This is a genomic window from Alistipes dispar, assembly GCF_006542685.1.
GTDB lineage: Bacteria > Bacteroidota > Bacteroidia > Bacteroidales > Rikenellaceae > Alistipes > Alistipes dispar.
This window is the reverse complement of record NZ_AP019736.1, coordinates 1,298,090-1,322,174: the sequence shown is the minus strand read 5'-3', so window position 1 is coordinate 1,322,174 and position 24,085 is coordinate 1,298,090. Positions and strand designations below refer to the sequence as shown.

Here is a 24,085-nt window from a genome sequence, read left to right as displayed (position 1 = left end):
GCCCGGTCCGGGTTTTCCGGCTGCGGAAGCGTTCGTTCCGGTCTTTTCCGCCCGTCGGCTCCGACGGCGGCGCTCCGTCCGTTCCGGCGGCCTCTGTCCGGCTGTTTTCCCCTCCTTCCGGGCGCCGTGTCCGTCGGTCCGTCTTTCGGCTGCCGGGGTTCGCCGCCGGACCTGTTTGCCGGTTCCGCTCCCTTCGGGCGGAGGTCACTCCGCGAACAGCTCCCAGCCGCGTTCGACCTGGCGGCGGTCGGCCGCGATGCCGTTCTCCACGCGCGAGATGGATGCCGCGACGGGAACCATCATCTTCCGGTCGCGCGTGTCGATCGGTTCGTCGGGGTCGATTCCCGTGTCGTCCGCCACGGCGCGGATATAGGCTTCGGTGCGGTTCTCCGACGGCGGAGCCCAGCGCGAAATCATCTCCCGGAGGCTCCGCAGCCCGTGTCGCCGCCGGTAGGTGTCGAGCAGTACGAAAATGGCCCGGTAGCCCCATGCCGGCGATTCGAACTGCTTGAACTCCGGATCGCGCGAAGGGTGCACCTCGCCCTTGTAACGCACGCGCGACTGCCGGATGTTGCCCGGGTTGCGGTTTTCCAGCCCCCGGCTCATCGTCCGGCCTCCTTTCCGATGCGGCGGCGGGCGTAGCGGCGCAGCCGGCGAAACAGCGGGGCGTCGGAGAGCTGCGCGGCGTTTTCGAGGAACGACCACATCTCCACGCCGCAGATGAAGCCGGCGAAGAGCCGTGCCGTGTCGAGCCGCGTGAAGCCGAGCACGCAGCGGTCGATGAGCCATGCCATGGCGATCGCCGTCAGCGCCAGCGCGAGCTTGAGCACCGTGCGCCACGCCTCGCGGCTCTCGAAATACCAGGTGCGCCCTTCGCGGCGGGCCGCCGCACGGTCGGCCGCCACGCCCGTCAGGAAGTCGATGCCGATGAAGGCCGCCGTCGTGGCCGCCATCGGACCGATCGGGGCGAAGAGGGCGGCGGCTCCGGCCGCGAGGCCGCTAACGCATCTGTACAAAGCCTCCATCGGTCGAGCAGCGTTTGAGTATGTTCTCCGTCGGGTCGTATTCCGGAAATTCGGTGCGGTGCGCGTCGAGGTGCTCCGCCGCGCGGCGCAGCAGCGTCCGGGCCTCGGTGCGCAGCGCCCGCTGCCGCCGGCGCAGGGCGTCGTCGCCGGCGGGCTGGGTCCACGACGATTTCGGGGCCGTCGTGCCGCATTGTCCGGTGCGTATGTCCAGCCGGGGCTGGAGCTGGAGACGGGTGAAAAGGGCCGTCGGTGCGGCCAGATAGTCGGTGCGGAACGTTTCGTAGGCGCCTTCGAGCAGCCGTGCGTGGAGCGCGTGGCCGATGACCGGGACGATATACCGCCGTTCCGCGGCGGCTATGTCCGCTTCGGCGACGGTTCCGGGCGGCAGCGCTTCGCCTTCCGGAAAGGCGAGCCGGAGCGCCTGAAGGGGTGTGACGAGTGTCTTCATGGAATCGTGTTTTTTGGTGTGCGTACCGTTCCGGAGGCTTCGCGTGCGCTCCGGAACGGCTTCGGGAGATGTCGGAGACCTTCTTCCCGGATGCCTCCTGCCGACCCCGGCCGGGCGGATCGGTCCTCATGACGTTGCGGGCGATGGGGCCCGGCCGCGGCGGACGCATCCGGTCAGTCGATGCTCCGGATGTTGTACTTCGTGATTTCGGAGAGGAACGCCTGCTGCTTCGGGTCGTCCGGATCGTAGTCCAGACCGTCGGCCTTGCGGGCTTCCCAGACCTTCATGTAGATGGGTTTCGACCGGGTCGGCGGCCGGTTTACGATCTCGAGCGAGGAGACGTCGGCCCCGAGCGTTTCCGCGGCGAGCGCGCGGATCGGTTCGGTCAGTTCGGCCTGTTCGGCGAGGATCACGGTGTTCAGCGCCACCTCGTATTCGTGGAGGATGCGTTCGGCGCTGAATCCCGAGCTGTAATCCAGTCCGCTCAGCGTCCGGAACCACGAGTGCGCCACGACGATGTCCGCCGTCGCCTGTTCGTGGAGGGCCTGCCAGTCGCCTTCGTTCTGCGAGGCGATCGGGATGAAGCGCGAGTTGTCCTCCTCGCCGCCTTCGCGGATGACGAACATCACCTGCCCCGGGTTCCCGGCGAACCGTCTCTCGGCCAGCCGCACGATGCGCTCGGCGTCGGCCTCGCTCGCGGCCGACGAGTCGAGCAGCATGACGCCCGAGAGCTGGAACGAGTTGTCGAGCCGCGAGATGTTCCAGCGGTCGGTCTTGTAGGCGATCGCCGAGACGTTCAGCCCGGCGATATAGGGCGGAACGCCGTAGTGCTCGAACGCCGGTTCGTAGTCCTTGTAGTGGACCATCGTGCGCAGCGTGCCGTCCGGCTGCTCCTCGAAGAGCGGGTAGAGCGGCAGCCGCCGCGCCTCGGATGTGCGGAAGGCGCTCCAGTCGTGGTGCAGCAGAACGTGCCGCGAGTCGCGGGCCACGCGGCAGCGCGTGGCGTCCTGGTGGTAGAGCGAGAGGAACGAGTGCCCGGCGTCCGTCACCGCTTCGAGGAAGGCGTTGCCGAACAGCGCCTTGTCGAACGCCAGCTTGTTGAGCACCTGCCGCAGGCTCTCCCCGTCGCCGTTCGCGTGCCGGACGAAGGCCGCCAGTTGCGGCTGGGCCGCCTCGTCGCAGACGAATCCCTTGCCCGAGATGTAGTCGGCCTTGTCATTGACGATACGGCGGTGGGTCGTCGAGCGGCGGGCCATCGTCGCCAGCGCCGCCGGAAAGAGGTTGTCGTCGCCCCAGCGCCAGAACTCGTCGCTTTCGACGCGCGCCGCGGCAGGCGGCATGCAGGGGTCCGTGCGGTCGATCACGCCGACGGCCGGTCTGATTTTTTTCGCTTTGCTCATGTGTCGTGTCTTCGGTTCGGGCCGCCCGCCCGCGGACGATCGCCGCAGGCGGTCCGGCCGGGGGAATTACTGTTTGTGGAGGTACGTGACGAGGCTCTCGTCGAGGATCGCGCAGCCGGCCATGAAGACGGCGCGCTGGCGGTTCTCCATCTCGTCGGGGTTGTACCACATGCGGACCTCGTTGCCGGGCATGTCGGCCGTATTGACCGCCAGCACGAGGTTGCGGCGGTCGGTGAGCATGCAGAACGACTTGTCGAACGACGTCGGGGCGAGGTAGCCGCCCAGCCGGACGTCGATGACCGGGATGCCGTGGTAGGAGAGCATCGGACGGCCGTTCACCGCATCGGCGTAGGCGGCGTCCGCACCCTTCGCGTCGAGGTACTTCTCGTAGAGGTGGCAGAGGTCCGAGGTGAGGAAGTAGGCCAGCTGTCCGTCGGCCTTGAGGTCCTGCGTGCGCGTGTCGGCGTTGGTCCACAGCTCGTCGAAGAACTCGACGATCTTCTCCGCCGACGCGAGGTCCGCGTCCTGATAGGTGTTGTGATAGACGCTCTCCTCCGCGACCAGTTCCCCGATGAGCTTCAGGAATCCGTCGAAGGTGTTGTAGCCCGTCTCGGCCGAGGTGTCGCCGACCCACATCGTCGCGCGGAGGTTCTCGGCGAGCGCCTGCCGGAAGAGCGCCGTTTCGGCCTTCTCGAGCTCGGTTCCCGTGAGGTCCTCCAGGTGGACGTTCGTGACGGAGGCGATCTTCTCGCAGACCATCGAGAAGTAGTCGGCCGCCGAGAAGCTCATCTCGGCCTTCACGCGCCGCAGGTCGATCGTCTTCTCGAACTTGGCGGCCGCCGCACCGCCCGACCAGCCGGCCGCGGTGTATTTTTGCAGGATGTTGCGCTGTCCGTCCCAAAGCTGTACGTGCGTGGGCGTGGGCATGTTGTAGAGGACGCGCACGCCCAGTTCCCGGGCCGATTCGCCGGTCAGCATCGGGCGGAAGAATACGGTTTCGAGCTCCGAACCGGTGTACTGTTTCGCATTTTCGAGGTAAGTCATGTCTTTCGTGTTTTTGAGGGTTTGTGGAATAGTCTGTGGAATAAGGGATGTCCGTTCGTTTTCCGGAACCGGACCGCGGCTCCGGTTCCGGATCTCCGCGGCCGGATCAGCCGCGGAAGCATTTCGCGTCCTCGGCGTAGGCGCGGGCGTTGGCCGACTGTACGGCGTCGCCGTAGGAGGGATCCTCGCACGGAAGCGTCTCCGTGGCGCGGAACCGCCGCCGCATCGCTTCGGCTGCGGCCCGGCGGCGCGGGCCGTCGTCCGGGACGGCATGCAGCACGTTGCGGTCTGCGGGCAGCGCGTTCCGTCCCGCGGCCGTCGCTTCGCCCGGGCGGAGTCCCAGTCCGGCGAGCAGCCGTTCCCATCCCCGCGAGAGGTTCTGCGCCAGCGTCGGCGCGGCGTGCGGTGCGGCGTCGGTCACGCGGTCGGCCAGTCCCGCCTCCACCGCCTCCGCGGGCGAGAGCCAGCGGCCGCTGCCGTTGTTCTCGGCCATCAGCGCCTCGAATTCCGCCGCCGGACGCCCCGAACGGGCGGCATAGACCGCGGCGATGCGGGCGTCGGTCTGGCGGAGCAGGGCGATCTTCCCCTCCAGCTCCGAGGCGTTGCCCTCCGCGGCGCATACCGAGTCGTGGATCAGGTAGAGGGCGTTCGCCGAGATTTCGCGGCGGCCTTCCGACGCCGCCTGCGCGATGATCGTGGCCGCCGAGGCGGTGTAGCCGTAGCAGCGGGTCGTGATGCGCGCCCCGAGCGATCGCAGCGCGTCGTGGATCAGCAGCGCGTCGTTCACGTCGCCGCCCGTCGAGCGGATTTCGACCACCACCTCCGGCGCTTCGATCTCCGCGATGCGCCGCACCGCGTCGCGGAACCGCTCGTAGGTCGCCACCCGGTCCGCCGGGTCGTCGAACTGCCACTCCTCGGGAACGCCGATCGTCCCTTCGATTTCGATGCGGCAGCTTCCGGCCTTGTCGTTGATTTGGATTTCCGATTTCATGTTTCAGTCTTTGAATGTGTTGTAAAATGCGTTCCGGGCCTTTTCGTACGAGCAGCAGAACACCCCGGCCGCGACATGCAGCGCCTCGCAGCGTCCCATGCCCCGCTTTTCGAGCCGCGCCACCTCTTCGCGGATGGCCAGCCTTTCGCAACCCCGGCGGCTGACCGCGCCCAGTTCGAACAGCCGCTTTACGGCCTCCTCCTCCGACAGCCCCGTGATCGCACGCCGCAGGATTCCGGCCAGCCGTTCCTCGTGCCGTGTCATAGGGCGTCCTCCGTGAGCCGCGTGAAGGTGCAGCGGACCGATGCCGCCTCCGGATCGTACTCCTCCACGGTGTCGAGCAGGGCGCGCACCACCCCCGTTCCCGTGTCGATGCGGAACACCGACCGGATGTCGGGAGCGCCCGTTCCGGGGGCCAGGAGCGCCGCGAATTCGTCGGGGGCCAGCCGCAGCGAGAGGGCGATGCGTTCGCGCCTCGCCTCGCGCGTCGTCTGCCGGTCGTAGAAGCGGTGCAGCCCCCGCACGCCGTCGCGGTCCTCGAAGCAGAGCGTGAACCCCGCCGCCGCGGCGTCTCCCGCGAAGTGGAAGGCCGCGAGCGGGTAGGCCGCCTCGCCGGACGGGTATCCCCACCGTTCGCCCTCCGGCAGGGGGTGCATCCCGGCGTAGCGGACGATGCGGGGCGTGAAATTCGTGCCGTCGTCTTCCGTGTCGTCGCGGTCGCCGACCTGCAGGAGCCGGGCCGAGGGGGCGTTCGGGTAGTGCCCCGCGGCGTTGAGCGACGGGCAGAACAGCGGGTTGCGGAGCACCTTCTCGCCCGTGAGGGCGGCCTGCGACGGACACCGGACGCTCCACGCCCCCAGCGGCTCTTCGGCTCCGGCGTCGAAGCGGCTCACCGCGCCGTCCCCTTCGCGGTAGCGCCAGCACCTCGTCTCGTGCACCTCCTGCGCCGCATCCCGCCGCTCCACCGGCTGCGAGAAGTCGGTCCGGCCGCTCCAGTCCGTCTCGGGACCTGCGCCGAAAAAGTCGTCGGCCGGTTCGATCCAGACCCTTTTCGTCGCCTCCTCGGTGTAGAACCGCAGGTTGAACAGGTGTGCGAGGGCCCCGAGCAGCTCCGCCTGCCGGATGCGGTGCTGCGCCACGTCAGCGAAGCGGACCGCCGAGCCGAATCCCGGTCCGGAGCGGAAGCGGGGCCGCAGGGCGCACTCCTCGTGCAGCGTGAGCGTCATGCCCTCCTCGGCCCCCGCGAAGTAGATCTGATCGAACCGCTTGGGCTTCGACGGGCCGAGCTCCTCGGAGGCCGTCCGCAGCCGCAGCTCCACGGTCGTCTCCCCCGTCTCCCCGACATATCCGGCATAGAGAGCCCAGTCCTCTTCGAAGGGCTCCCATCCGAGGCTGTTGCGCACCTCCAGCACCGGGTCGGCGAAGCGTCCCGACGCCGGGGTCGTGACCTGCGCCGAGCGGGCCGCGAATTCGGTCCATACGACCCCTTCCACCCCGTCGCGGGTGTACCGGAGCCGGTATCGCGCCCCTTCGCGGTGGTCGAAGACGAGGGCCCGGTAGGTGCGGTTCGCCTCCGGCGCGGCGCGGTGGTCCTCGTAGCGGTTCGCCAGCGTGAAGGCCATCTCCGACCCCGGCCCGAGGTAAACGGTGTCGAACCCCCGGAGCCGCGTGCGCGAGAGGATGCGGTGCGAGGTGGTGTAGCGGAGGCGGTATTCGAACCCCGCGGTCGTCTCCGCGAGGGGCGTGAACAGGATGCGGCCTCCGTCCGTCGAGAAGCATCCCCCGTGATTGTACAGTCCGTCGATGGGGTTTCCGTCGGCGTCGGTGCTCTGCGGCGTGGCCGTCTCGACGATGTTGCCCACCGAGTTGAGCGCGGTCGCGGGGTCGGCGACGACCTTCCCCGCCTCGTTGGCCTTCGCCGTGACGGAGGCGGTCCGGCGGGCCGAGAAGCCCATGCGGGCTTCCGCCGCGGCGGTGTCGTGCGAGGGGTAGGCTCCGCTCATGTAGAGCGAGCGGAAGAACTCCGAGGCGAAGAAGCGGCTCTCGACGCGGTAGCCGGCCTCCGCGAAGATGCGTTCGGCGAGCGTGGCCACGTGCAGGAAGGGGTGGTAGTCGTCCGGCGAGAGCACCCGTTCGGCGGGCAGCAGGTCGGACGGGCTGTTCCGTGCGGGGTACTCGTCGCGGAGCACGGGGAAGAACTTCACGGACCGGCCGTCGGTCCATCCGGCGCGGATGTCGGTCGGCGTGAGCTCTCCGTCGTATTCGACCCCCAGCGTGTTGAACATGCGCCGCGCGGCGTTCTCGGCCCATCCCGCGCCGCCGCTGCGGATTTCGAGCGTGTATTCCGCGTCCGTCGCGGCGAGCAGCCGTACCGGTCCGCGCAGCAGCTCGGCCCCTCCGGCCGTCAGCACGGCTTCGTGGCGCGTGTCGTTGAACTTCCCGGCGGCGTGGGGCTCGCAGGGGTGTCCCGTCGCCGCGGCGTTGCGGGGTGTCGCGGGAAGTGCGATCCGGAGCGTGCGGCCTTCGCGGCAGCTCTCCGGGGTTGCCGTCTTCCGGGCGTCGTAGCCCGGTACGGCGATCCGTTCCGGCCCCAGGTCGCAGGGGCGTCCGTCGATCGTCAGTTCCATCGTGCGGGAGCGGTTCGTTTGTCTCGGATTTCGATCTCCAGGCAGCTCATCGTGCCGCGGCGGAGCACCGTCGCCTCGTCGGTCAGGACGTCTGCGGGCGTGTAGATCTCCTCCCCGGCGATCCAGACTTCGGGCGTCTCCGTCAGTTCGGCGAGCGCCTCCAGCATTTCGGGCGTCTCGTAGGCCGAGGCCAGTGCGGTGCGCCTTTCGCTCCGCTGCGGTACGACGACGTGCCCCTCGGGGCCGCAGGCCCGCCGTTTTTGGGTGCTTTTCGTCACCTCCCGCACGACCGGGAAGCTGTAATGTTCGACCGACCCCGCGCTGCTGCGCCACGCCAGCCGCACGGCCTCCCGCACGGCGGGTACGACGGTGTATTCCACCGTCCCGATCTCTCCGAAGTCGATCGAGAGCGTCTCCGCCCCCGGGAAGTCGCGCGTGTCGATGCGGAACAGCAGCGGTCCCGACGTCCGGACGGAGTAGCTCTCCGCCGTCAGCGAATCGGCCGTCCGGGCCGTCACCACCGCTTCGGCGTCGCCGGCGGTCAGCAGGGTCAGCTCTTCGCAGGCTCCTTCCGGGATGATCCGGCGGCGGGGCAGGGTCGTCAGCAGCGCCGGGGCTTCCGCGGCTTCCCGTCCCGGCAGGAAGGTCCTCGCCGGAGCCGTCGCCTCCGTGCCTTCCGAAAGCGTTCCGGCGGCTCCGGCCGTGACCGCTGCCTTTACGACGCGTCCCGTGGCGGCGTAGAATCCCGTGTTGCCGACGAGGGGGATGAAGCGGAGCGCCCGGCGCAGGGCGGGGGCGGCGTCGAAGCGGGCCGTGGCCGCCGCGGCGAAACGCAGGGCTCCGAGCGTAGCCCCCTTTTCGTCCGCGATGCGGATGTCGAGGTCTCCGCCCGCGGGATTCTCCACGGCGTAAACCGCCTCCGCGCCGAGCGGAGCGTACTGTTGCGGAATTTGGGTGAATGTCATGGTGCAGGGATTTTGGATTGAATGATGATGCGTTTCGCTGTCCGGCCGGAAAGCCTCCTTCCGGGAAGATGCGGGGCCGGACGCCGCGGAGGGCCGGAACGAACCGGTGCGGGCCGGAGAGGAGCGGGGATACGGATGTCTCCGGGACCTCCGGGCGTGTGGATAAGTTGTGGATAATTTGTCGATTGTTGTCGGGAACTATTCGCATCCGGTTGGAACAGAGCGGTTCTCCGATGTCGATAACCGGCCTTGTCTTTGCGGCCGGGTGTGGATTACGGGGCAAATATACGGCGGCCGATACCCCCTTGTCAAGAGTTTTGCGCAGTTTTTCCAAAAAAAATGGAAACCCGCTCCCGAATGCCGGGAAAATCGGTTATCTTTGTCTTCCCGAACCGGCGGCCCTTCCGGGGCTTCGGACAGGCCTTCCGGGCATCGGTCCGGCGGCCCGGACCGATTCGGCGAACCCGGACAAACCTCAAACGAATCGCTGATATGAAACGTCTTTTACTCTTTTGCGCCGCGCTCTGCTGCGCGGCGACCTCTTCGGCCCAGAAGTGGGAGGGCCTGGCCGACACGCCGCCGATGGGCTGGAGCACGTGGAACAAGTTCGGCTGCAACGTCGATGAGCGGATGGTCCGCGAAATGGCCGACGCGCTGGTCGAGTCGGGGCTGGCCGAGGCCGGATACGTTTACCTCAATATCGACGACTGCTGGCACGCCTCCGAACGCGACGCCGACGGTTTTCCGCAGTGCGATCCCGAACGGTTCCCGAGCGGTATGAAAGCGCTGGCCGATTACGTGCATTCGAAGGGGCTGAAGCTGGGTATCTACTCCGATGCCGGGCGGCGGACCTGCGCCGGACGTTTCGGCAGCTTCGGCCACGAGTACCAGGATGCGCTGCAATACGCCCGCTGGGGCATCGACTACCTGAAATACGACTGGTGCAACACCGAGAATATCAATCCCGTGGGAGCCTATACGCTCATGCGCGACGCCCTGCGCGCCGCCGGGCGCCCGATCCTTTTCTCCATGTGCGAGTGGGGTAACAGCAAGCCGTGGACCTGGGCGCGGGAGGTCGGCCACATGTGGCGTACGACAGGCGACATCGGCCTTTCGTTCTCCGACCCCGCGGTCTTCACGGGCGACTGGAAACCCCGCACCGTGATGCAGAATTTCGACGACAACGCCGGACTGCGCCGCTATGCTGGTCCGGGTCACTGGAACGACCCCGACATGCTCGAGGTGGGCAACGGCATGTCGGTCAATCAGGACCGTGCGCACTTCACGATGTGGTGCATGATGGCTGCGCCGCTGATCCTTGGCAACGACATACGCGCCATGTCGGACGAGACGGCGGCCATCGTGACCGACCGCGACGTCATCGCCATCGACCAGGACCCGCTGGGCGTGCAGGGGTTGCGCTACGCCACCGACAACGGACTGGAAATCTGGTTCAAGCCGCTCGCCGGCGGCGAATGGGCCTTCTGCCTCTTCAACCGCACGCACGAGGCGCGTCCCTATACGATCGACTGGCAGCTGTTCAGCTTCACCGATACGGAGGTGTCGCAGTGCTCCACGGCTTTCGACCGGATCGTTTACGAGGGCCGCGACCTCTGGAACGGCGGCCGTAGCTTCCGCACGGACCGCAAGCGCGAGGTGGTCGTTCCGGCCGAGGACGTCGTGCTCTACCGCCTCCGACCCGTCGTGAAGCGGTGACGCGGCAGGTCCGGAAAAGACTGCGCCCCGGGAGTTTCCGTCTCCCGGGGCGTTTTTTCTTCCGTCCGGTCCGTCCGGATTTCCGCGCCGCCCTCCCTCCCGTTTCGCCCCGGAAAAGAAATCTGCGGGTTTTGTGCCCTTTTTCGGGAATAAAGTGTATCTTTGTGCCGTCGAACCAACCGTTTCGTACCTTATGGATGATGGTCACAGTTCCACGTATAGCCGCCGTGTCGTGCTTCAGCGCGACGCCATTCATCTATGGTATCCGGCACGAAGGTAACCTTCGCGCCGAGCTGCTGCTGTCCGATCCCGACACCGTCATCCAGCATTTCATCGAGCGGAAAGCCGACATCGCGCTGCTTCCCTTTACGGCCGTTCCGCTGCTCTCCGATGCGCACATCGTCACCCGATACTGCATCGGCGGCGTTCCGTCCGCCCGCGAGGCGCTGCTCGGCGGCGACGACCCGCTGCTCGCGGCATGGAAGGAGTGCGGCGAGCTGCCCTTCGCCTTCGCCGTGTGGGCGGCGCACGGGGATACGGATCCCGATACGGTCGAAGCCTTGCAGCATGCGCTGACCTACGGCCTCGAACGGAGTTACGAGGCGGTGCTTTCGTCGCCGTTCGCCTCCGATCCGCAGCGGGGCTACGACACGCTGTCGCATTTCGACTACATCTTCGACAACCAGAAGAATCAGGCGCTCCGAAAGTTCTGGGACTCGGGCGTAAAGGTCGCTCCGAGAGCCAATCCCGGCTGAAGAGGTTAGCGGGCCGCGCCCGCCTCTCTACAGCTTACGGATTCGAGAACTTTACAGAGAGCGATTTATGATTACGATTTACCTCAAGCAGTACAACAAGATCATCCGGAATGCCGACACCAAGCTTTTCGACGAGCTGGGCTACGACGACATCCTGTGGATCGACATGCTGCTGCCCACGATCAAGGAGCAGAAGGCCGTCGAGAACTTCATGGAGATCAGCCTCCAGACCAAACAGCAGGTCGAGGAGATCGAATCGACCTCGAAGTACTCCGAGGACGAGAACGCCATCATTTCCAACTCGAACTTTTTCGTTCCCACGGGCGATTCGTTCATCGTCGAACCCGTGTCGTTCATCATTTCGAACGAGGGTGTGCTCGTTTCGGTGCGCAGCGCCGAGTTCCGCACCTTCCGCGAGACGGAGAAGCGCCTGCAGATGAACTACCGCAGCTATTCGACGGGCTACCACCTCTTCATTTCGCTGCTGGAGGTGCGCATCGACTTCGACGCCGACCTCGTGGAGCTGATCGCCAAGCAGGTCGCGGCCCTCTCGAAGGACGTCAATTCGGAGGATTCGATCGACAAGGAGGTGCTGCACCGCATCAGCGCGTTGCAGGAGAGCACCATGTCGCTGCGCGAGAACATCTTCGACCGCCAGCGCGTCCTGTCGGGCATCCTGCGTTCGGAGCGCTTTCCGAACGACATCTACCCGCGGCTGCAACTGATGATCAAGGACGTCAATTCGCTGATAAACCACGCCGACTTCAGTTTCCAGCGTCTGGACTATATCCAGGACGCCGCGCTGGGTCTGATCAACATCGAGCAGAACGGCATCGTCAAGATCTTCTCCGTGGCGGCCGTGATCTTCATGCCCGCGACGCTCATCGCCTCGATCTACGGCATGAACTTCAAGGCCATGCCCGAACTGGAGTGGACCCTCACGCTCTCCAACGGCTGGGTCGTTCCGCTGGGCTACCTGTTCGCCATCGGGCTGATGATCGTCTGTTCGATCCTCACGATCTGGTTTTTCCGCTATAAGAAGTGGCTCTGACGCCGCTCCCTTGACGCCTTCCGTGCCGCGGGAGGAACACCTCGCGGGCCCGGACGGGGCGCTTCTGTCTCCGGACGCTTCCCGGAATCGCCTTTCCGGCGTTCCGCGGCAGCGTCCGGTCTTTTTGTGCCGTTCCGCCCTCCGGCTTTCGCGGCACACCCGCTGCCGCCGGCCGCGCCTTTCGTTCCGTCGCTTCCTTTCTGCCGATCCGGTTCCGTCCGCTCCCCGCCGGTTCGGGTTGCCCTGCCCGGAATCCCCGGGCTTTTCTCTTCTTTCTTCGAAAGAAGGAGAAACGGCGGCTTTTTCCGCCGAAATTTGTATCTTTGCTGCCTATTAAGCACTCTTTATGCTCGAAAAGCTGGCCAGACAGACCGCCATTTACGGCATCAGCACGATCGCGGTGCGTTTCCTGAGCTATCTGCTCACGCCTTACTATACCCGTGAATTCGGGCAGGAGGCCTACGGAATCGTCACCGACGTCTATGCCCTGATTCCGCTGGCGCTCACGCTCCTGACGATGGGCATGGAGTCGAGCTATTTCCGCTTTTCGGCCCGGGCCGAGGCGGCGGGCGGCGACGTGCGGGGGGCCAAACGGCGGCTCTTCGCCACGACCTGGGGCGCCACGTCGCTCGCGGCGCTGCTTTTCGTCGCGGCGATGATCCTTTTCCGCGGCGACGTCGCCCGCCTGATGGGCGAAACCTATGTCGCGCACCCCGAATACGTCGTCTGGGTCGGCCTCATCATCCTGTTCGACGTCTGGGCCTGCATTCCCTTTTCGCGGCTTCGCGAGCAGGGGCGCGCGCTCACCTTCGTCGGAATCAAGGCGCTGAGCGCGGTGCTCAACGTCGCGCTGGCCGTCGCCTTCGGCGTCGCGGGACTCTTCTCCACCGACTTCGGCGTGGGGTGGGTCTTCGTCGCCAACTTCGTCGCCAGCGCGGTGACGTGGCTGGTGATCCTCGCCACCGCCGACCGCACGCTGCCTGCGATCGACCGGAAGCTGCTGACGGCCGTTTTCGCCTATTCGCTGCCGCTGCTGGTGGGCGGCCTGACCGGTACGGCCAACGAGTTCATCGACCGCCAGCTCATCAAGTTCCTGCTGCCCGAGGGGGTGGCCATGGCGCAACTGGGCGTCTATGGCGCCGTCACGAAGATCGCCGTGGTGATGATGCTCTTCTACCAGATCTACCGGCTGGCCGCCGAGCCCTTCTTCCTTTCGAATTTCAAAAAGTCGGACTTCGTGGCGATGAATGCCGCGGCGCTGAAATACTACGTCATGGCCTCGATGGTGATTTTCCTCTGCATCGCCCTTTTCCGCGACGTCTTCGCGCTGATCGTGGGACGGGAGTTCCGCGAGGGGATCTTCATCCTGCCGGTGGTGCTCGGGGCCAACGTCCTCACGGGCGTATGGCTCAACCTCTCGTTCTGGTACAAGCGCGAGGAGCGGACGTCGCTCGCGATCGTCGTCACCGGCACGGGGCTTGCGGCCATCCTCCTTTTCGGGTGCTGGCTCGTGCCCTTGTGCGGTTACTTCGGGGCGGCCTGGGCGCGGCTGGCGAGCGAGGTGGCGATGGTCGCCGTGAGCTGGTGGCTCAACCGCCGCTTCTTCCCCACGCCCTACGACTGGCGGCGCATCGGCGAGTATGTCGCCGTCGCGCTGGCGGGGTTCGCCGCGGCCGAGGCCGTCGGGGGCGCCGCGGGCAATATGTTCGTGGGCTATGCGTTTAATATGTTGCTTCTTGCGTCCTATGTCGCCTACCTCGTCCGCCGGGAGCGGATCGACCTCGGGGCGATGGCGCGTGCGGTGCTGAAGCGGTCTTAACGGATTTTGAGGAGAAGGATATGCGGTTTGCGGACATTACGGGACAGGAGGATCTGAAGCGGCATCTGGCGCGGTCGGTCGATGCGGGGCGCGTGAGCCATGCGCAGCTCTTTTCGGGTGCGGCGGGCTACGGGACGCTCGCGCTGGCCGTGGCCTATGTGCAGTATCTCTGCTGCCGCCACCGGCGGGATGGCGATTCGTGCGGCGAATGTCCCGACTGTCGGCAGATCGCCGCCCTCGCGCATCCCGACCTGCATCTGGTCTTTCCGGTGAACAAACAGGGCAAGAAGTCGGGCGAGGCGGTCCGCAGCGACGAGTTCCTGGAGCAGTTCCGCGCGCTTTTCGCCGAGCGGGGCGGCTGTTTCTCGCCGCAGGAGTGGTACGACCGGCTCGATCTGGGCAAGACGCTCAAGGGCATGATCGCGGCCCGAGAGGCCGACGAGATCATCCGCAAGCTCTCCTTCAAGAGCTTCGAGGCCGACTACAAGACGATGCTCGTCTGGCTTCCGGAGACGATGAACGAGGAGGCCGCGAACAAGATTCTCAAGATTCTCGAGGAGCCGTGGGAGCGGACGCTCTTCATCCTGGTCTCCGAGCAGCCCGACCGCCTGCTGCCGACGATCCTTTCGCGCACGCAGGAGGTGGCCGTCCCCCGCATCGCGCCCGAGGTGCTGGAGCGTGCGGCCCGCGAACGCGGCGTGACGGATCCGTTGCAGGCGCGCAACATGGCGCGTCTTGCGGGCGGCGACCTGCTGGAACTGGGACATCTGGCGGCGGGCGAGAACGACGCCGCGCGGCGGGAGAACTTCGGGCTTTTCTGCTCGCTGATGCGCCTGAGCTACAACGACCGGCATCTGGAGCTGATCGGCTGGGCCGAGGAGGCCGCCCAGCTCTCGCGCGAGCAGCAGCGCTCCTTCCTGCGCGATGCGGCGCGGCTTTTGCGCGAGAGCTACATGCTCCACGCCGGTCTGAGCGAGGTCTGCTACCTGTGGGGCGAAGAGCTGGCCTTCTGCTCGAAATTCGCCCCCTTCGTCGGCTCGCGGAACATCGAGCCGCTGATCGCCGAGATCGAGAGTGCCGCGGCGCAGATCGCGCAGAACGGCAATCCGACGATCGTATTCACCCATTTTGCGCTCTCGGTGAGCAAAATGATAAAACATCTGTGACGATGGCACGAGTGACACTTCTTCTGGGGGGCAACGAAGGCGACGTGAAGCGCACGCTGCAAGCGGCGCAGCAGCTCGTCAATGCCCGCGTGGGCGCAGTCCTGCGCTGTTCGCACCGCTACGAGAGCGAGCCGTGGGGCTTCGCTTCGGCGGCGCGCTTCTCGAATCAGGCCCTGGAGATCACCACGGACCTTTCGCCGCTCGAGGTGCTCGACGCCGTGCAGCGCATCGAGTGCGACCTGGGGCGCAACCGTGCTGCCGAGGCCGTGGAGAAGGCCTCCACGGGAGCCGCATACACCTCGCGCCCCATCGACATCGACATCATTTTCTACGACGACGAGGTGATCCGCGAAGAGCGGCTCACCGTTCCGCATCCCCGGCTCGCCGAACGGGAGTTCGCCCTCGTGCCGTTGTGTGAAATCATGCGCCTGCGCCGCCATCCCGTGACGGGGGAGACCGTCGGCGGGATGCTCGAGGCGCTGCGAAAAAAGAGAGAACGATGAATCCGACCCGAATCCTCGCGCCGCTGGCTGCCGCCGCGCTCCTCGCGGGGTGTCTCAAGGACACCTCGAGCGACAGGACCGAATACGTGCTCAAGCCGCTCGCGCAGACCCTTTCGACCGATCCCTACGAACCGCTCGATGGGGTGGTGGCCTACGCCTTCGATGCCGATACGGCCCGTTACACCGTCGCCTCCTACGAGGATGCGCTCAACGGCATCGCCTCGCTGAAGGACGACCCTTCGGCGCAGTTGCAGGCCGTCGCCTCCTCGGAGCCTTACGCGCAGGAGGGCACGACGGGCTGGGTCCGCATGTCGCTGCCGATGGCCGAGCGGCGGATGATCCTGGCCGTCGATACCGAACACCGGCTCTACGCCTACACGGAGCAGGAGCTTGTCGAGACGCTGCCGTCGCTCTACGTGACGCTGATCTTCAAGACGTGGAAGGAGGGCACTTCCTACAAGGACGGCAACTGGTGCTTCTTCAACGAGTTCTATACGCCTCCGCAGCGGCTCGACACCTACGTGCGCCCGTTGTTGCAGAGCGCCGAGGACGCCGCCGCCGCGCCGTTCGAGGATCCCGGCAACCTCAAGGTCTATGCCTATGCCGTCGATACGACCGCCTGGCGCATCGCCTCCTACGACGACGCCTATGCGGGCCGCATCACCTCGAAGCGCGACGAGAACGACACGCGCACCACGCCCTCGTTCCAGGCCTATGCCGACGAGGAGACGGGTCTCTTCTCGATGCAGGTCAGCGTGGAGTCGCTGATGGTGGTGGTCGTGGACCGTGTCAATCGCCTTTACGCCTATTCGCAGCAGAGCGTGGACCTCGACGGCGCAAGTCCGACGTTCGAGGTGCTCTTCCGGCCGTGGCGGGGCGTTTGGATCGACGTGCTTGACGGCTGGCGCATCGTGAACGAGGCGCTCGATCCCGATCGGGAGGAGCAGGAGACGCAAAATACCGCCCGGCGATGAATACCCGCAGACGACATACCCTGAACCTGCTGCGCGGCGTCGTCGCGCTGCTCTTCGCGTCGGCCTTTCTGAGCCGCTGCGCGAGCATGATGACCCCCACGGGCGGTCCGATCGACTCGCTGCCTCCCGTGATCGTGAACATGGTCCCGGACAACTTCTCCACGAACCGGCCTACGGTGAACCATGGAAAGATCTACATCGAGTTCGACGAGTTCATCCAGATCAAGGACCAGCAGAAGGAGTTCTTCACCTCGCCGCAGATGAAGAAGAAGCCGACGATCACCCAGCGCGGGCGCGGCATCGTCATCCAACTGCGCGACACGCTGCTGCCCAATACGACCTATTCGCTCAACTTCGGCAGCGCCATCCGTGACAACAACGAGGGCAACCCGCTCTATTCGATGCGCTACGTCTTCTCGACGGGCCCCGAGATCGACTCGATGGTCTTTTCGGGCTATACGGCCGACAGCTACAAGGCCGATTCCGTGTCGAAGAGCTTCATCTGGTTCTTCCCGGCCGACTCGGTGGAGAACGTCCCGGAATACGACTCCACGATTTTCAAGTACAAACCCGCCGTCATCGCCCGCGCCGAGACGAACGGCATCTTCATCGCGCAGAACCTCAAGCCGATTCCCTACCGCATCTATGCCGTCGAGGACAAGAACGACAACCAGATGTACGAACCGGGTTCGGACCAGGTGGGCTTCCTCGACGGGACCTACAACCCGGCCGAGATGCCCGATTTCGCCATCTGGTACGACTCGCTGCGCCAGTATGTGACCGCCGAGCCGCAGCTCTATTTCCGCATGTTCACCGACAAGGCGTTCCGCCGCCAGCTCCTCTCCGAGAGCGAGCGGCCCCTGCAGCACAAGGCGATGCTCTATTTCGGCGCGGCGAATCCCCGCATCACCTCGCTGCGTTTCGACAGCATTCCCGAGGACCGGGTGATCGTGGACCCGCAGACCGAGGGGCGCGATACGATCGCACTGTGGTTCAACGTCCCTTCGGCGTCGCTTCCCGACACGATCAAGGGCACGATCACCTACTTCAAGCACGACACGGTCAATCGCCTGCAGGAGGTCACCGAGGATTTGAAACTCCCGTGGCGGCTGATCGAGACCAAGGAGCAGGAGCGCGAGCGCGAACGCCTCGAACGCGAACGCCGTAAGGCCGAGGCGGCGGGCGAGGAGTGGACCGAACCCGAGAAGGAGAATCCCTTCGCCTTCAAACTCCCGCTTTCGGGCGAGATCAACCCCGAGGAGCACCTGACCGTCGATTTCGACTATCCTCTCGCACGGCTCGATTCGGCGGCGCTGCTGCTGACCTTCACGGCCGGGGACCAGTCGATCGAGGACGTTCCCGTGCACATGCGCCCCGACACGGCGCAGTTGCTCCGCTGGCACATTTCCGCCCCCTGGAAACTCGGGGGCGAATATACGCTGACCATTCCCGCCGGGGCCATCACCGACGTCGCGGGTTTCTCGAACGATTCGATCATCGGCAAGTACACGGTCTTCGATCCCGAGAAGTTCGCCACGGTGAAGATTCATGTCGTGGGGCGCGACGACGGTACGAAGTACATCGTGCAACTGCTCGACGGCAACAACTCCCTCAAGCAGGAGAAGCGCAACGTCGGGACGGGCGACATCCGGTTCAACTACGTCCCGGCCGGCGACATCAAGTTCCGCATCATCGAGGACCGCAACGGCAACGGCAAATGGGACTCGGGCAATCTGGTGGAGCGCCGCCAGCCCGAGCGGGCCGAATTCTTCGTCAATGCGGAGGGCGAGGACACCTTCGCCACGAAAACCAACTGGGAGATCGAGTTCACGATGGACATGAACCGGATCTTCGCCCCCGTCACGATGCAGTCGCTTTCGCGCCTGCTGGACGAGCGCGAGGCGCAGCGGCAGCGGCGCGAGGCGGAGAAGCGCGCCAAGGAGGGCCCGAAGCGCGACGACAGAAACCGTCAGCAGAACAATTCGAACGCGAACTTCAACTCCGCGGGCAGCATGTTCAACACGTTCAGATAGGATGACACTGAGACGATATATTCTTGCGGCGGCGTCGGTGCTGCCGGCGCTTCTGGCCTGGAACGGCGCTTCGGCGCAGCATACGCTGGGCTTCATCGCGGGCTACGGCATGGCCAACGGCCGTTTCCAGCCCCAGCAGGAGATGCGCGCCCTGTGGGGCATGTACAGCGGCGGCCTCACGTGGCGCTACTACGGCCGCCAGCGTTTCGTGGGGGGCTTCGGCGTGGACCTCGAATTTCAGCAGTCGGGATTCTCCTTCGCGACCAACTCCTCGCAGGTCGAGGAGAAGAAGGACTACCTCTACTACACGCGCCATGTCAATACGCTCGTGATGCCGGTCGTCTGGCAGCCGCATTTCTACATGATCCGCAACCATGTGCGAGTCTATTTCGAGGCCGCGGCCACCTTCTCCTATAACCTCTCCTCCACCTACGAGAACGAGCAGGCGAAGCGGCGGGGCGAAGCGGACTGGCGGGGCGACTACCGTTTCAAGACGCCGCGCGACAGCCGGTGGGGCTACGGACTGGCCGGCGGCGGCGGCATCGCCTTCCTGATCCGCCGCTACGAACTGAACTTCCGCGTGCGCTACTACTTCGGCTATTCGGACATCGTGCGCAACCGCAACCGCTATGCCGACGGCGGCATCGACGGTCCGGAGAATCCCTTCCCGGCGACGCCGATGCGGTCGCCGCTCGACAACCTGACGATCTCCGTGGGGCTCAACTACCGCTTCAACAAGGAGGGCTTCGAGACCTGGAAACCGCGGCCCAAACGGTCGAAGAACCGCGAAGTGTTCAAATACGAATTGTAAATCGAGACAGCTATGGAAACCACCCGTCAGCAGAAAATCGCCAAGCAGATTCAGAAGGACGTGGCCGAAATCTTCCAGAAGGAGGGTGCGGCCGTCGTCCGCGGGTCGCTCGTCACGGTTACGGCCGTGCGCGTGTCGCCCGACTTCGGATACGCCAAAATCTATGTCAGCGTCTTCCCCTTCGAGCGCAGCGCCGGGATGATGAAGACCCTCGAACAGCAGAACTGGTTCATCCGCCGGGCTTTGGGCCAGCGCATCCGCAACCAGTTGAAGAACGTCCCCGAAATCCAGTTTTTCCTCGACGATTCGCTCGAATACATCGAGCATATCGAACAGGCGTTGAAATAGGATGCCTGCCGTCCGCCGCAACCCGTTCCGCCGCTCCCGGCCGTAACCGCTCCAGCCCATGCTCGCACGCCTCTTCGCTCGCCGCTATCTCTTTTCGCCTCACTCCCGGTCGGTGGTCAATCTGATTTCGGGACTGAGCGTCGCGGCCGTTGCGATGCCTGTCGCTGCGATGATCGTCCTGCTGTCGGTCTTCAACGGTTTCGAGTCGCTCGTGCGCTCCATGTATTCGGCCTTCGATCCCGACCTGAGCATCACCCCGCGGCAGGGCCGGACCTTCTCCGCCGGGGCGGTCGATACGGCCGCGCTGGCCCGCATCCCGGGTGTCGGGGCCGTCTCCTTCCTGCTGGAGCAGAGTGCGCTGCTCGAGCGCGGCGGACGACAGGCCACCGCCGTCGTGCGGGGTGTGGACGACGCCTACGGGACGGTCTTCCCGCTCTCCGACGCCGTCGTGACGGGCGCGTGGCGGGTCCGCGAGGGCGACCGGAATTACCTCGTGGTCGGGCAGGCGATGGCCTGGACGCTGGGCGTCCGGTCGCTCGCCGATGCCGACGTGGCGCTCTACGCCGTCCGTCGGGGATCGTTCTCCTCGCTGCTGCCGATCGAGAACTACACGCGCCGCACGGTCCCGGTGGGCGGGATCTTCTCCCTCGACCTGGAGACCGAGCAGAGCTATGTCCTCACCTCGCTGGAGCTGGCGCAGCGCCTTTTCAACTATCCGGACCGCGTCTCCTCGCTGGTCGTCCGGCTCGCTCCCGGGGCCGATGCGGAGCGGGTCCGCCGGGCCGTGGCGGAGGAGGCGGGCGACGGATTCCGCGTCCGCACGCGCGACGAGCTGCGCGCCTCGTTCTACCGCATCATGACCTACGAGAAGTGGGGCATCTTCTTCATCGCCCTGCTGGTGCTCGTCGTGGCCTCCTTCTCGGTGGTGGGGGCGCTGGCCATGCTGATCGTCGAGAAGCGGGACGACATCGCCACGCTCCGCGCCCTGGGGGCCGATCTGGGGCTGGTGCGGTCCGTGTTCCGCGCCGAAGGGCTGCTGATCTGCGCCTTGGGGGCCGCCGCCGGTGTCGTGCTCGGTGTGGGCGCGAGCCTCGTGCAGCAGCATTTCGGGCTGATCGAGATTCCCGCCGAAACCTTTCTTACGAAGAGTTACCCCGTGGAGTTCCGCCCTGCGGACCTCGCGGCCGTGCTGGCGGCCTTCGCCGCCGTCGCGCTGCTGCTGACCGGCATCACGGTGCGGGGCATGATAAAAAACGGAAAACGATGATGAAACGACCTCTCCGCACGGCGCTTCTGGCGCTTCTGGGGCTGCTCGCCGCGGCCTGCGCCCGCCATACGATCATTCCCGACGAGACGCTGGCGATGATCTTCCGCGACGCATTCCTCTCCAACGCCTATATTTCCGAGGAGCGCATCCCGACCGACTCGCTGCGTATCTACGAGCCGATCTTCGCCCGTTACGGCTATACGACCGACGACGTGCACTATACGATCGGCAACTTCTCGAAGCGCAAGAGCGCCCGCCTGAGCGACGTCGTCGAGCGGGCCATCGACCTGCTCGAAGCCGAAGGGAAGGTCTATAACCGCCGGGTGGCCATCCTCGATACGATCGACAACGTGGCCTGCCGGACCTTCACGCGCACCGTGTTCGCCGATTCGCTGCTTCGCGTCGGCTCGCTGCGCGACACGGCGCGGCTGACCTTCTCGATCGACGTCGAGCCGGGCGAGTACCGCATCACGGCGCATTACCTGATCGACTCGCTCGACCGCAACCGGCGGGGCGTGAAGGCGACGGTGTGGCTGGAGAAGGAGGACGGTTCGCGGGCAGGCGTCTATACGACGAGTCTCCGCCGCAACCGCGAGGAGACCTTCACGCGCACGCTGACCGCCGATACCGTCCACCGCCGCCTGCACGTCGATCTGCTGGGGTTCTACGGCCGTCCCGAGCGGCCTTCCATGACAGTCAGCCGGATCCGTATCGACCACACGCCGCCCGCCGCCGATGCGGTGGAGCGGCTTTACGACAGCCAGTTGAATGTCCGTATCTTCGCCGATGAATTCTTCCGCGCAGCCATGCCGGCGGATAGCCTCTAACCGGCTCTGGACGCCCCGGGGCATCGTCCGCGATCCGCTCGTGGAGGTCGCGGAGGGGGGCCGCATCCTTTCGGTCCGCAGTTGCGGCGAACCCGACCGGCTCCCCGCCACGGAGTTCTACGCCGGACTGCTCGTCCCCGGCTTCCCGTCCGACTGCCGCGCCGTTTTCGAACGCCTCCGCGCCGCCTCCGCCTCCCTTTCCGAACAGTTGCCCGGTCTCGTGCGTTCGGACGGCGTGCTGGTCGTGATTTCGGGTCTCGACTACGATACGCTGCGGCTCACGGCGCAGTCGCGGATCCGGCGGTTGTAGCGTTCCGTCCGTCCGTTTCTCCTTCCGGGCCGTTTCCGTGCCGCCCCTCTCCGTTTGGTCTGTCCGCTCGGCTCCGTCTCTCCGGTCTCTTTCCGGCTCCGTCCTGTGCCGGACGCTTTCCGGATCGCCCGTTCCGTCCGGTTTCCCTTTGCCGTTCCGGCGGTCCGTCGCCCTTTTCCCCTGCGGTCAGATCGGAAGGTGTTCCTCCACCGTCTGCCGCAGGCGGCTGTTGTCGAGGTGCGTGTAGATTTCGGTCGTCAGGATGCTTTCGTGCCCCAGCATCTCCTGCACCTGCCGGATGCTGGCGCCCCCTTCGAGCAGGTGCGTGGCGAACGAGTGGCGGAACGTGTGGGGCGAGATCCGCTTGTCGATTCCCGCCCGCCGGGCTGCCTCCTTCAGGATCGTGAAGATCATCACCCGCGTCAGCCGCCCGCCGCGGTTATTCAGGAAGAGCGTCTCCTCGCCGGTTCGCGCGGCGCGGCGCTTTTCGAGGTAGAGCTGGATGCGGTCCCGCGCCGCGGCGCTGATCGGCACGAGCCGCTGTTTGTCGCCCTTGCCGGTCACGCGGATGTACCCCTCGCCGAAGAAGAGGTCCTGCATCCGCAGCGACGTGAGCTCCGAGACGCGCAGTCCGCACGAATAGAGGGTCTCCAGCATGGCGCTGTCGCGCAGCCCCTTGGTCGTCGGGGCGTCCGCCGCGGCGACGATGCGGTCGATTTCGTCGGTCGTGAGCACGTCGGGTAGCTGCCGCCCGAACTTGGGCGCGGGGACGAACTCCGCCGGCGACGACTCGATCCGGTCGTTCAGCATGAGGAAGTTGAAAAAGCTCCTTACGCCGCTCAGCGCCCGTGCCTGCGAGGTCTTTTCGCGCCCCCGGTCGTAGAGCCAGGCCATGTAGCGCCGGATCATCGGCTCCTCGACCTTGGCCGGCGCGACGTCGTACATGCGCAGGATGAAGTGCGCGAACTGTCTCAGGTCGCGCATGTACGACTCCACGGTGTTCGCCGACAACCGTTTTTCCAGTTTTATGTAGGTGCGGTAACGCCGTCCGGTCTCTTCCCACTTTTTCGTATTTTCTGCCATTTCGCCCGGTCCGATTCGGAGAATATCGCTAACTTTGTCCGTGCGAAGGTACGAAAATTTTACATAATCATAATTTTTATGGATTACACCGTGCTCAACGTCCCCTGTGCGGACGACGGACAGGCCGAGATTCTGACGGCCGAACTGGCCGACTTTCCGTTCGAGAGTTTCGAGACGGAGGGCGGCGTGCTGAAGGCTTACATCCGGCGGGAAGCGCTGGCCGACTGCAAGGACGGGGTGGATGCCCTGCTGGCGCGCTACGGGACTCCGGGACGCTATGTCGTCATCGAGACGCAGAACTGGAATGCCTTGTGGGAGAGTAATTTCCCTCCGGTGGACGTCGAGGGGCGCCTGCGCATCCGGGCGCCTTTCCACGAACCGGCCCCGGCCGGGGAGACGGAGGTGGTCCTCATGCCCAAAATGTCTTTCGGCACGGGTCATCACGCGACCACGTGGCTCATGGCCCGCGCCGTGCTGGACCTCGGGGTGGCGGGCCGCACGGGGCTCGACATGGGCAGCGGTACGGGCGTGCTGGCGATCGTCGCCGCGAAGTGCGGCGCCGCGCACGTGGACGCCGTGGACATCGACGACTGGGCCGATGCGAACTGCCGCGAGAATGTCGCCGCCAACGGCGTCGCGGACCGTGTCTCTCCGATGCTGGGCGACGTGCGGCGCATCGCCGGACGGCGTTACGACTTCATTCTGGCGAACATCAACCGCAACATCCTCGCGGCCGACATGCCGGCCTATGCCGCGGCGCTCGCCGCCGGAGGCGATCTGGTGATGAGCGGTTTTCTCGAGGCCGATCTTCCGGCGATCGCCGGCGCCGCCGCGCGCGAGGGGCTGACGCTCGCCGGGAGCGCCTCCCGCGACGGGTGGATGCTGGCGCACGTCCGGCGGCCGTAACCGATTCCGCTTTTCC

Annotated in this window: 24 protein-coding genes; 14 read left to right on the top strand and 10 right to left on the bottom strand. The window is 65.8% G+C overall.

Annotated elements, in window-relative coordinates:
- Positions 1 to 204: 204 nt before the first annotated feature.
- From FME97_RS05740 to FME97_RS05700, 9 genes are all read right to left on the bottom strand, one after another.
- The gene (locus FME97_RS05740; protein ID WP_141428296.1) at positions 205 to 606 is read right to left on the bottom strand and encodes a structural protein P5; all 402 of its coding nucleotides are present in this window, start codon (positions 604 to 606) and stop codon (positions 205 to 207) included.
- Positions 603 to 1,025 (bottom strand): phage holin family protein, encoded by a 423-nt coding sequence (locus FME97_RS05735; RefSeq protein ID WP_141428295.1) that lies wholly within the window; start codon positions 1,023 to 1,025, stop codon positions 603 to 605. The genes FME97_RS05740 and FME97_RS05735 overlap by 4 nt, the downstream gene beginning before the upstream one ends.
- Positions 1,000 to 1,473, bottom strand: a complete 474-nt coding sequence (locus FME97_RS05730) for a DUF6712 family protein (protein ID WP_141428294.1) — start codon at positions 1,471 to 1,473, stop codon at positions 1,000 to 1,002. The genes FME97_RS05735 and FME97_RS05730 overlap by 26 nt, the downstream gene beginning before the upstream one ends.
- Positions 1,474 to 1,646: 173 nt before the next feature.
- Positions 1,647 to 2,873, bottom strand: a complete 1,227-nt coding sequence (locus FME97_RS05725; RefSeq protein WP_141428293.1) for a phage portal protein — start codon at positions 2,871 to 2,873, stop codon at positions 1,647 to 1,649.
- A gap of 66 nt (positions 2,874 to 2,939) precedes the next feature.
- A complete protein-coding gene (locus FME97_RS05720) occupies positions 2,940 to 3,917 on the bottom strand; it encodes a hypothetical protein (protein ID WP_141428292.1) in 978 nt (325 codons plus the stop codon).
- 106 nt (positions 3,918 to 4,023) lie between these two features.
- Positions 4,024 to 4,908, bottom strand: a complete 885-nt coding sequence (locus tag FME97_RS05715) for a Clp protease ClpP (protein WP_141428291.1) — start codon at positions 4,906 to 4,908, stop codon at positions 4,024 to 4,026.
- 3 nt (positions 4,909 to 4,911) lie between these two features.
- Positions 4,912 to 5,172, bottom strand: a complete 261-nt coding sequence (locus FME97_RS05710) for a hypothetical protein (RefSeq protein ID WP_141428290.1) — start codon at positions 5,170 to 5,172, stop codon at positions 4,912 to 4,914.
- Positions 5,169 to 7,535: a hypothetical protein gene (locus FME97_RS05705; RefSeq protein WP_141428289.1), complete on the bottom strand. Its 2,367-nt coding sequence runs from the start codon at positions 7,533 to 7,535 to the stop codon at positions 5,169 to 5,171. The genes FME97_RS05710 and FME97_RS05705 overlap by 4 nt, the downstream gene beginning before the upstream one ends.
- Positions 7,526 to 8,500: a hypothetical protein gene (locus FME97_RS05700; protein ID WP_141428288.1), complete on the bottom strand. Its 975-nt coding sequence runs from the start codon at positions 8,498 to 8,500 to the stop codon at positions 7,526 to 7,528. Before FME97_RS05700 ends, FME97_RS05705 begins: the two co-directional genes overlap by 10 nt.
- Before the next feature lie 492 nt (positions 8,501 to 8,992).
- Here FME97_RS05700 and FME97_RS05695 point away from each other — a divergent pair, with 492 nt between their 5' ends.
- From FME97_RS05695 to FME97_RS05635, 13 genes are all read left to right on the top strand, one after another.
- Entirely contained in the window at positions 8,993 to 10,216 is a 1,224-nt protein-coding gene (locus FME97_RS05695; RefSeq protein WP_141428287.1) for a glycoside hydrolase family 27 protein, read from the top strand.
- A 197-nt stretch (positions 10,217 to 10,413) separates the two neighbouring features.
- The gene (locus tag FME97_RS05690) at positions 10,414 to 10,971 is read left to right on the top strand and encodes a type 2 periplasmic-binding domain-containing protein (RefSeq protein WP_162852159.1); all 558 of its coding nucleotides are present in this window, start codon (positions 10,414 to 10,416) and stop codon (positions 10,969 to 10,971) included.
- Positions 10,972 to 11,038: 67 nt separating this feature from the next.
- The gene (locus FME97_RS05685) at positions 11,039 to 12,022 is read left to right on the top strand and encodes a magnesium transporter CorA family protein (RefSeq protein ID WP_141428286.1); all 984 of its coding nucleotides are present in this window, start codon (positions 11,039 to 11,041) and stop codon (positions 12,020 to 12,022) included.
- A 346-nt stretch (positions 12,023 to 12,368) separates the two neighbouring features.
- Complete coding sequence (locus FME97_RS05680; RefSeq protein ID WP_141428285.1) at positions 12,369 to 13,841, top strand: lipopolysaccharide biosynthesis protein; 1,473 nt, start codon at positions 12,369 to 12,371, stop codon at positions 13,839 to 13,841.
- A 20-nt stretch (positions 13,842 to 13,861) separates the two neighbouring features.
- Positions 13,862 to 15,007 (top strand): DNA polymerase III subunit, encoded by a 1,146-nt coding sequence (locus FME97_RS05675; protein ID WP_141428284.1) that lies wholly within the window; start codon positions 13,862 to 13,864, stop codon positions 15,005 to 15,007.
- A gap of 2 nt (positions 15,008 to 15,009) precedes the next feature.
- Positions 15,010 to 15,510 (top strand): 2-amino-4-hydroxy-6-hydroxymethyldihydropteridine diphosphokinase, encoded by a 501-nt coding sequence (folK, locus tag FME97_RS05670; protein WP_141428283.1) that lies wholly within the window; start codon positions 15,010 to 15,012, stop codon positions 15,508 to 15,510.
- Positions 15,507 to 16,484: a hypothetical protein gene (locus FME97_RS05665; RefSeq protein WP_141428282.1), complete on the top strand. Its 978-nt coding sequence runs from the start codon at positions 15,507 to 15,509 to the stop codon at positions 16,482 to 16,484. Before folK ends, FME97_RS05665 begins: the two co-directional genes overlap by 4 nt.
- A complete protein-coding gene (locus FME97_RS05660) occupies positions 16,481 to 18,517 on the top strand; it encodes an Ig-like domain-containing domain (protein WP_141428281.1) in 2,037 nt (678 codons plus the stop codon). The genes FME97_RS05665 and FME97_RS05660 overlap by 4 nt, the downstream gene beginning before the upstream one ends.
- A 1-nt stretch (position 18,518) precedes the next feature.
- Positions 18,519 to 19,328 (top strand): outer membrane beta-barrel protein, encoded by an 810-nt coding sequence (locus FME97_RS05655; protein WP_141428280.1) that lies wholly within the window; start codon positions 18,519 to 18,521, stop codon positions 19,326 to 19,328.
- Between the two features lie 12 nt (positions 19,329 to 19,340).
- Positions 19,341 to 19,676, top strand: coding sequence for a 30S ribosome-binding factor RbfA (gene rbfA / locus FME97_RS05650; protein WP_141428279.1), 336 nt, complete (start codon positions 19,341 to 19,343; stop codon positions 19,674 to 19,676).
- 58 nt (positions 19,677 to 19,734) lie between these two features.
- Positions 19,735 to 20,943: an ABC transporter permease gene (locus FME97_RS05645; RefSeq protein WP_141428278.1), complete on the top strand. Its 1,209-nt coding sequence runs from the start codon at positions 19,735 to 19,737 to the stop codon at positions 20,941 to 20,943.
- Positions 20,943 to 21,770 (top strand): DUF4296 domain-containing protein, encoded by an 828-nt coding sequence (locus FME97_RS05640; RefSeq protein WP_141428277.1) that lies wholly within the window; start codon positions 20,943 to 20,945, stop codon positions 21,768 to 21,770. The genes FME97_RS05645 and FME97_RS05640 overlap by 1 nt, the downstream gene beginning before the upstream one ends.
- Positions 21,730 to 22,080 carry a cytosine deaminase gene (locus FME97_RS05635; RefSeq protein ID WP_141428276.1) on the top strand — a complete coding sequence of 117 codons (351 nt, stop codon included), beginning with the start codon at positions 21,730 to 21,732 and terminating at the stop codon, positions 22,078 to 22,080. The genes FME97_RS05640 and FME97_RS05635 overlap by 41 nt, the downstream gene beginning before the upstream one ends.
- Positions 22,081 to 22,266: 186 nt before the next feature.
- Here FME97_RS05635 and xerD read toward each other — a convergent pair whose 3' ends face one another.
- Positions 22,267 to 23,163, bottom strand: a complete 897-nt coding sequence (xerD, locus tag FME97_RS05630) for a site-specific tyrosine recombinase XerD (protein ID WP_141428275.1) — start codon at positions 23,161 to 23,163, stop codon at positions 22,267 to 22,269.
- A gap of 78 nt (positions 23,164 to 23,241) precedes the next feature.
- Here xerD and prmA point away from each other — a divergent pair, with 78 nt between their 5' ends.
- On the top strand, positions 23,242 to 24,069 hold the full coding sequence (gene prmA / locus FME97_RS05625) for a 50S ribosomal protein L11 methyltransferase (protein WP_141428274.1): 828 nt from the start codon (positions 23,242 to 23,244) through the stop codon (positions 24,067 to 24,069).
- Positions 24,070 to 24,085 lie beyond the last annotated feature (16 nt).

Excerpts from the sequence above, each read along its gene's own strand:
- folK (WP_141428283.1), top strand. The coding sequence starts at position 15,010 with ATGGCACGAGTGACACTTCTTCTGGGGGGCAACGAAGGCGACGTGAAG.
- prmA (WP_141428274.1), top strand. The coding sequence starts at position 23,242 with ATGGATTACACCGTGCTCAACGTCCCCTGTGCGGACGACGGACAGGCC.
- FME97_RS05660 (WP_141428281.1), top strand. The coding sequence starts at position 16,481 with ATGAATACCCGCAGACGACATACCCTGAACCTGCTGCGCGGCGTCGTC.
- FME97_RS05695 (WP_141428287.1), top strand. The coding sequence starts at position 8,993 with ATGAAACGTCTTTTACTCTTTTGCGCCGCGCTCTGCTGCGCGGCGACC.
- xerD (WP_141428275.1), bottom strand. The coding sequence starts at position 23,163 with ATGGCAGAAAATACGAAAAAGTGGGAAGAGACCGGACGGCGTTACCGC.
- FME97_RS05710 (WP_141428290.1), bottom strand. The coding sequence starts at position 5,172 with ATGACACGGCACGAGGAACGGCTGGCCGGAATCCTGCGGCGTGCGATC.
- FME97_RS05655 (WP_141428280.1), top strand. The coding sequence starts at position 18,519 with ATGACACTGAGACGATATATTCTTGCGGCGGCGTCGGTGCTGCCGGCG.
- FME97_RS05725 (WP_141428293.1), bottom strand. The coding sequence starts at position 2,873 with ATGAGCAAAGCGAAAAAAATCAGACCGGCCGTCGGCGTGATCGACCGC.
- FME97_RS05685 (WP_141428286.1), top strand. The coding sequence starts at position 11,039 with ATGATTACGATTTACCTCAAGCAGTACAACAAGATCATCCGGAATGCC.
- FME97_RS05740 (WP_141428296.1), bottom strand. The coding sequence starts at position 606 with ATGAGCCGGGGGCTGGAAAACCGCAACCCGGGCAACATCCGGCAGTCG.
- FME97_RS05690 (WP_162852159.1), top strand. The coding sequence starts at position 10,414 with ATGATGGTCACAGTTCCACGTATAGCCGCCGTGTCGTGCTTCAGCGCG.
- FME97_RS05720 (WP_141428292.1), bottom strand. The coding sequence starts at position 3,917 with ATGACTTACCTCGAAAATGCGAAACAGTACACCGGTTCGGAGCTCGAA.
- FME97_RS05730 (WP_141428294.1), bottom strand. The coding sequence starts at position 1,473 with ATGAAGACACTCGTCACACCCCTTCAGGCGCTCCGGCTCGCCTTTCCG.
- FME97_RS05705 (WP_141428289.1), bottom strand. The coding sequence starts at position 7,535 with ATGGAACTGACGATCGACGGACGCCCCTGCGACCTGGGGCCGGAACGG.
- FME97_RS05645 (WP_141428278.1), top strand. The coding sequence starts at position 19,735 with ATGCTCGCACGCCTCTTCGCTCGCCGCTATCTCTTTTCGCCTCACTCC.
- FME97_RS05700 (WP_141428288.1), bottom strand. The coding sequence starts at position 8,500 with ATGACATTCACCCAAATTCCGCAACAGTACGCTCCGCTCGGCGCGGAG.
- FME97_RS05665 (WP_141428282.1), top strand. The coding sequence starts at position 15,507 with ATGAATCCGACCCGAATCCTCGCGCCGCTGGCTGCCGCCGCGCTCCTC.
- rbfA (WP_141428279.1), top strand. The coding sequence starts at position 19,341 with ATGGAAACCACCCGTCAGCAGAAAATCGCCAAGCAGATTCAGAAGGAC.
- FME97_RS05675 (WP_141428284.1), top strand. The coding sequence starts at position 13,862 with ATGCGGTTTGCGGACATTACGGGACAGGAGGATCTGAAGCGGCATCTG.
- FME97_RS05715 (WP_141428291.1), bottom strand. The coding sequence starts at position 4,908 with ATGAAATCGGAAATCCAAATCAACGACAAGGCCGGAAGCTGCCGCATC.
- FME97_RS05680 (WP_141428285.1), top strand. The coding sequence starts at position 12,369 with ATGCTCGAAAAGCTGGCCAGACAGACCGCCATTTACGGCATCAGCACG.
- FME97_RS05640 (WP_141428277.1), top strand. The coding sequence starts at position 20,943 with ATGAAACGACCTCTCCGCACGGCGCTTCTGGCGCTTCTGGGGCTGCTC.
- FME97_RS05635 (WP_141428276.1), top strand. The coding sequence starts at position 21,730 with ATGAATTCTTCCGCGCAGCCATGCCGGCGGATAGCCTCTAACCGGCTC.
- FME97_RS05735 (WP_141428295.1), bottom strand. The coding sequence starts at position 1,025 with ATGGAGGCTTTGTACAGATGCGTTAGCGGCCTCGCGGCCGGAGCCGCC.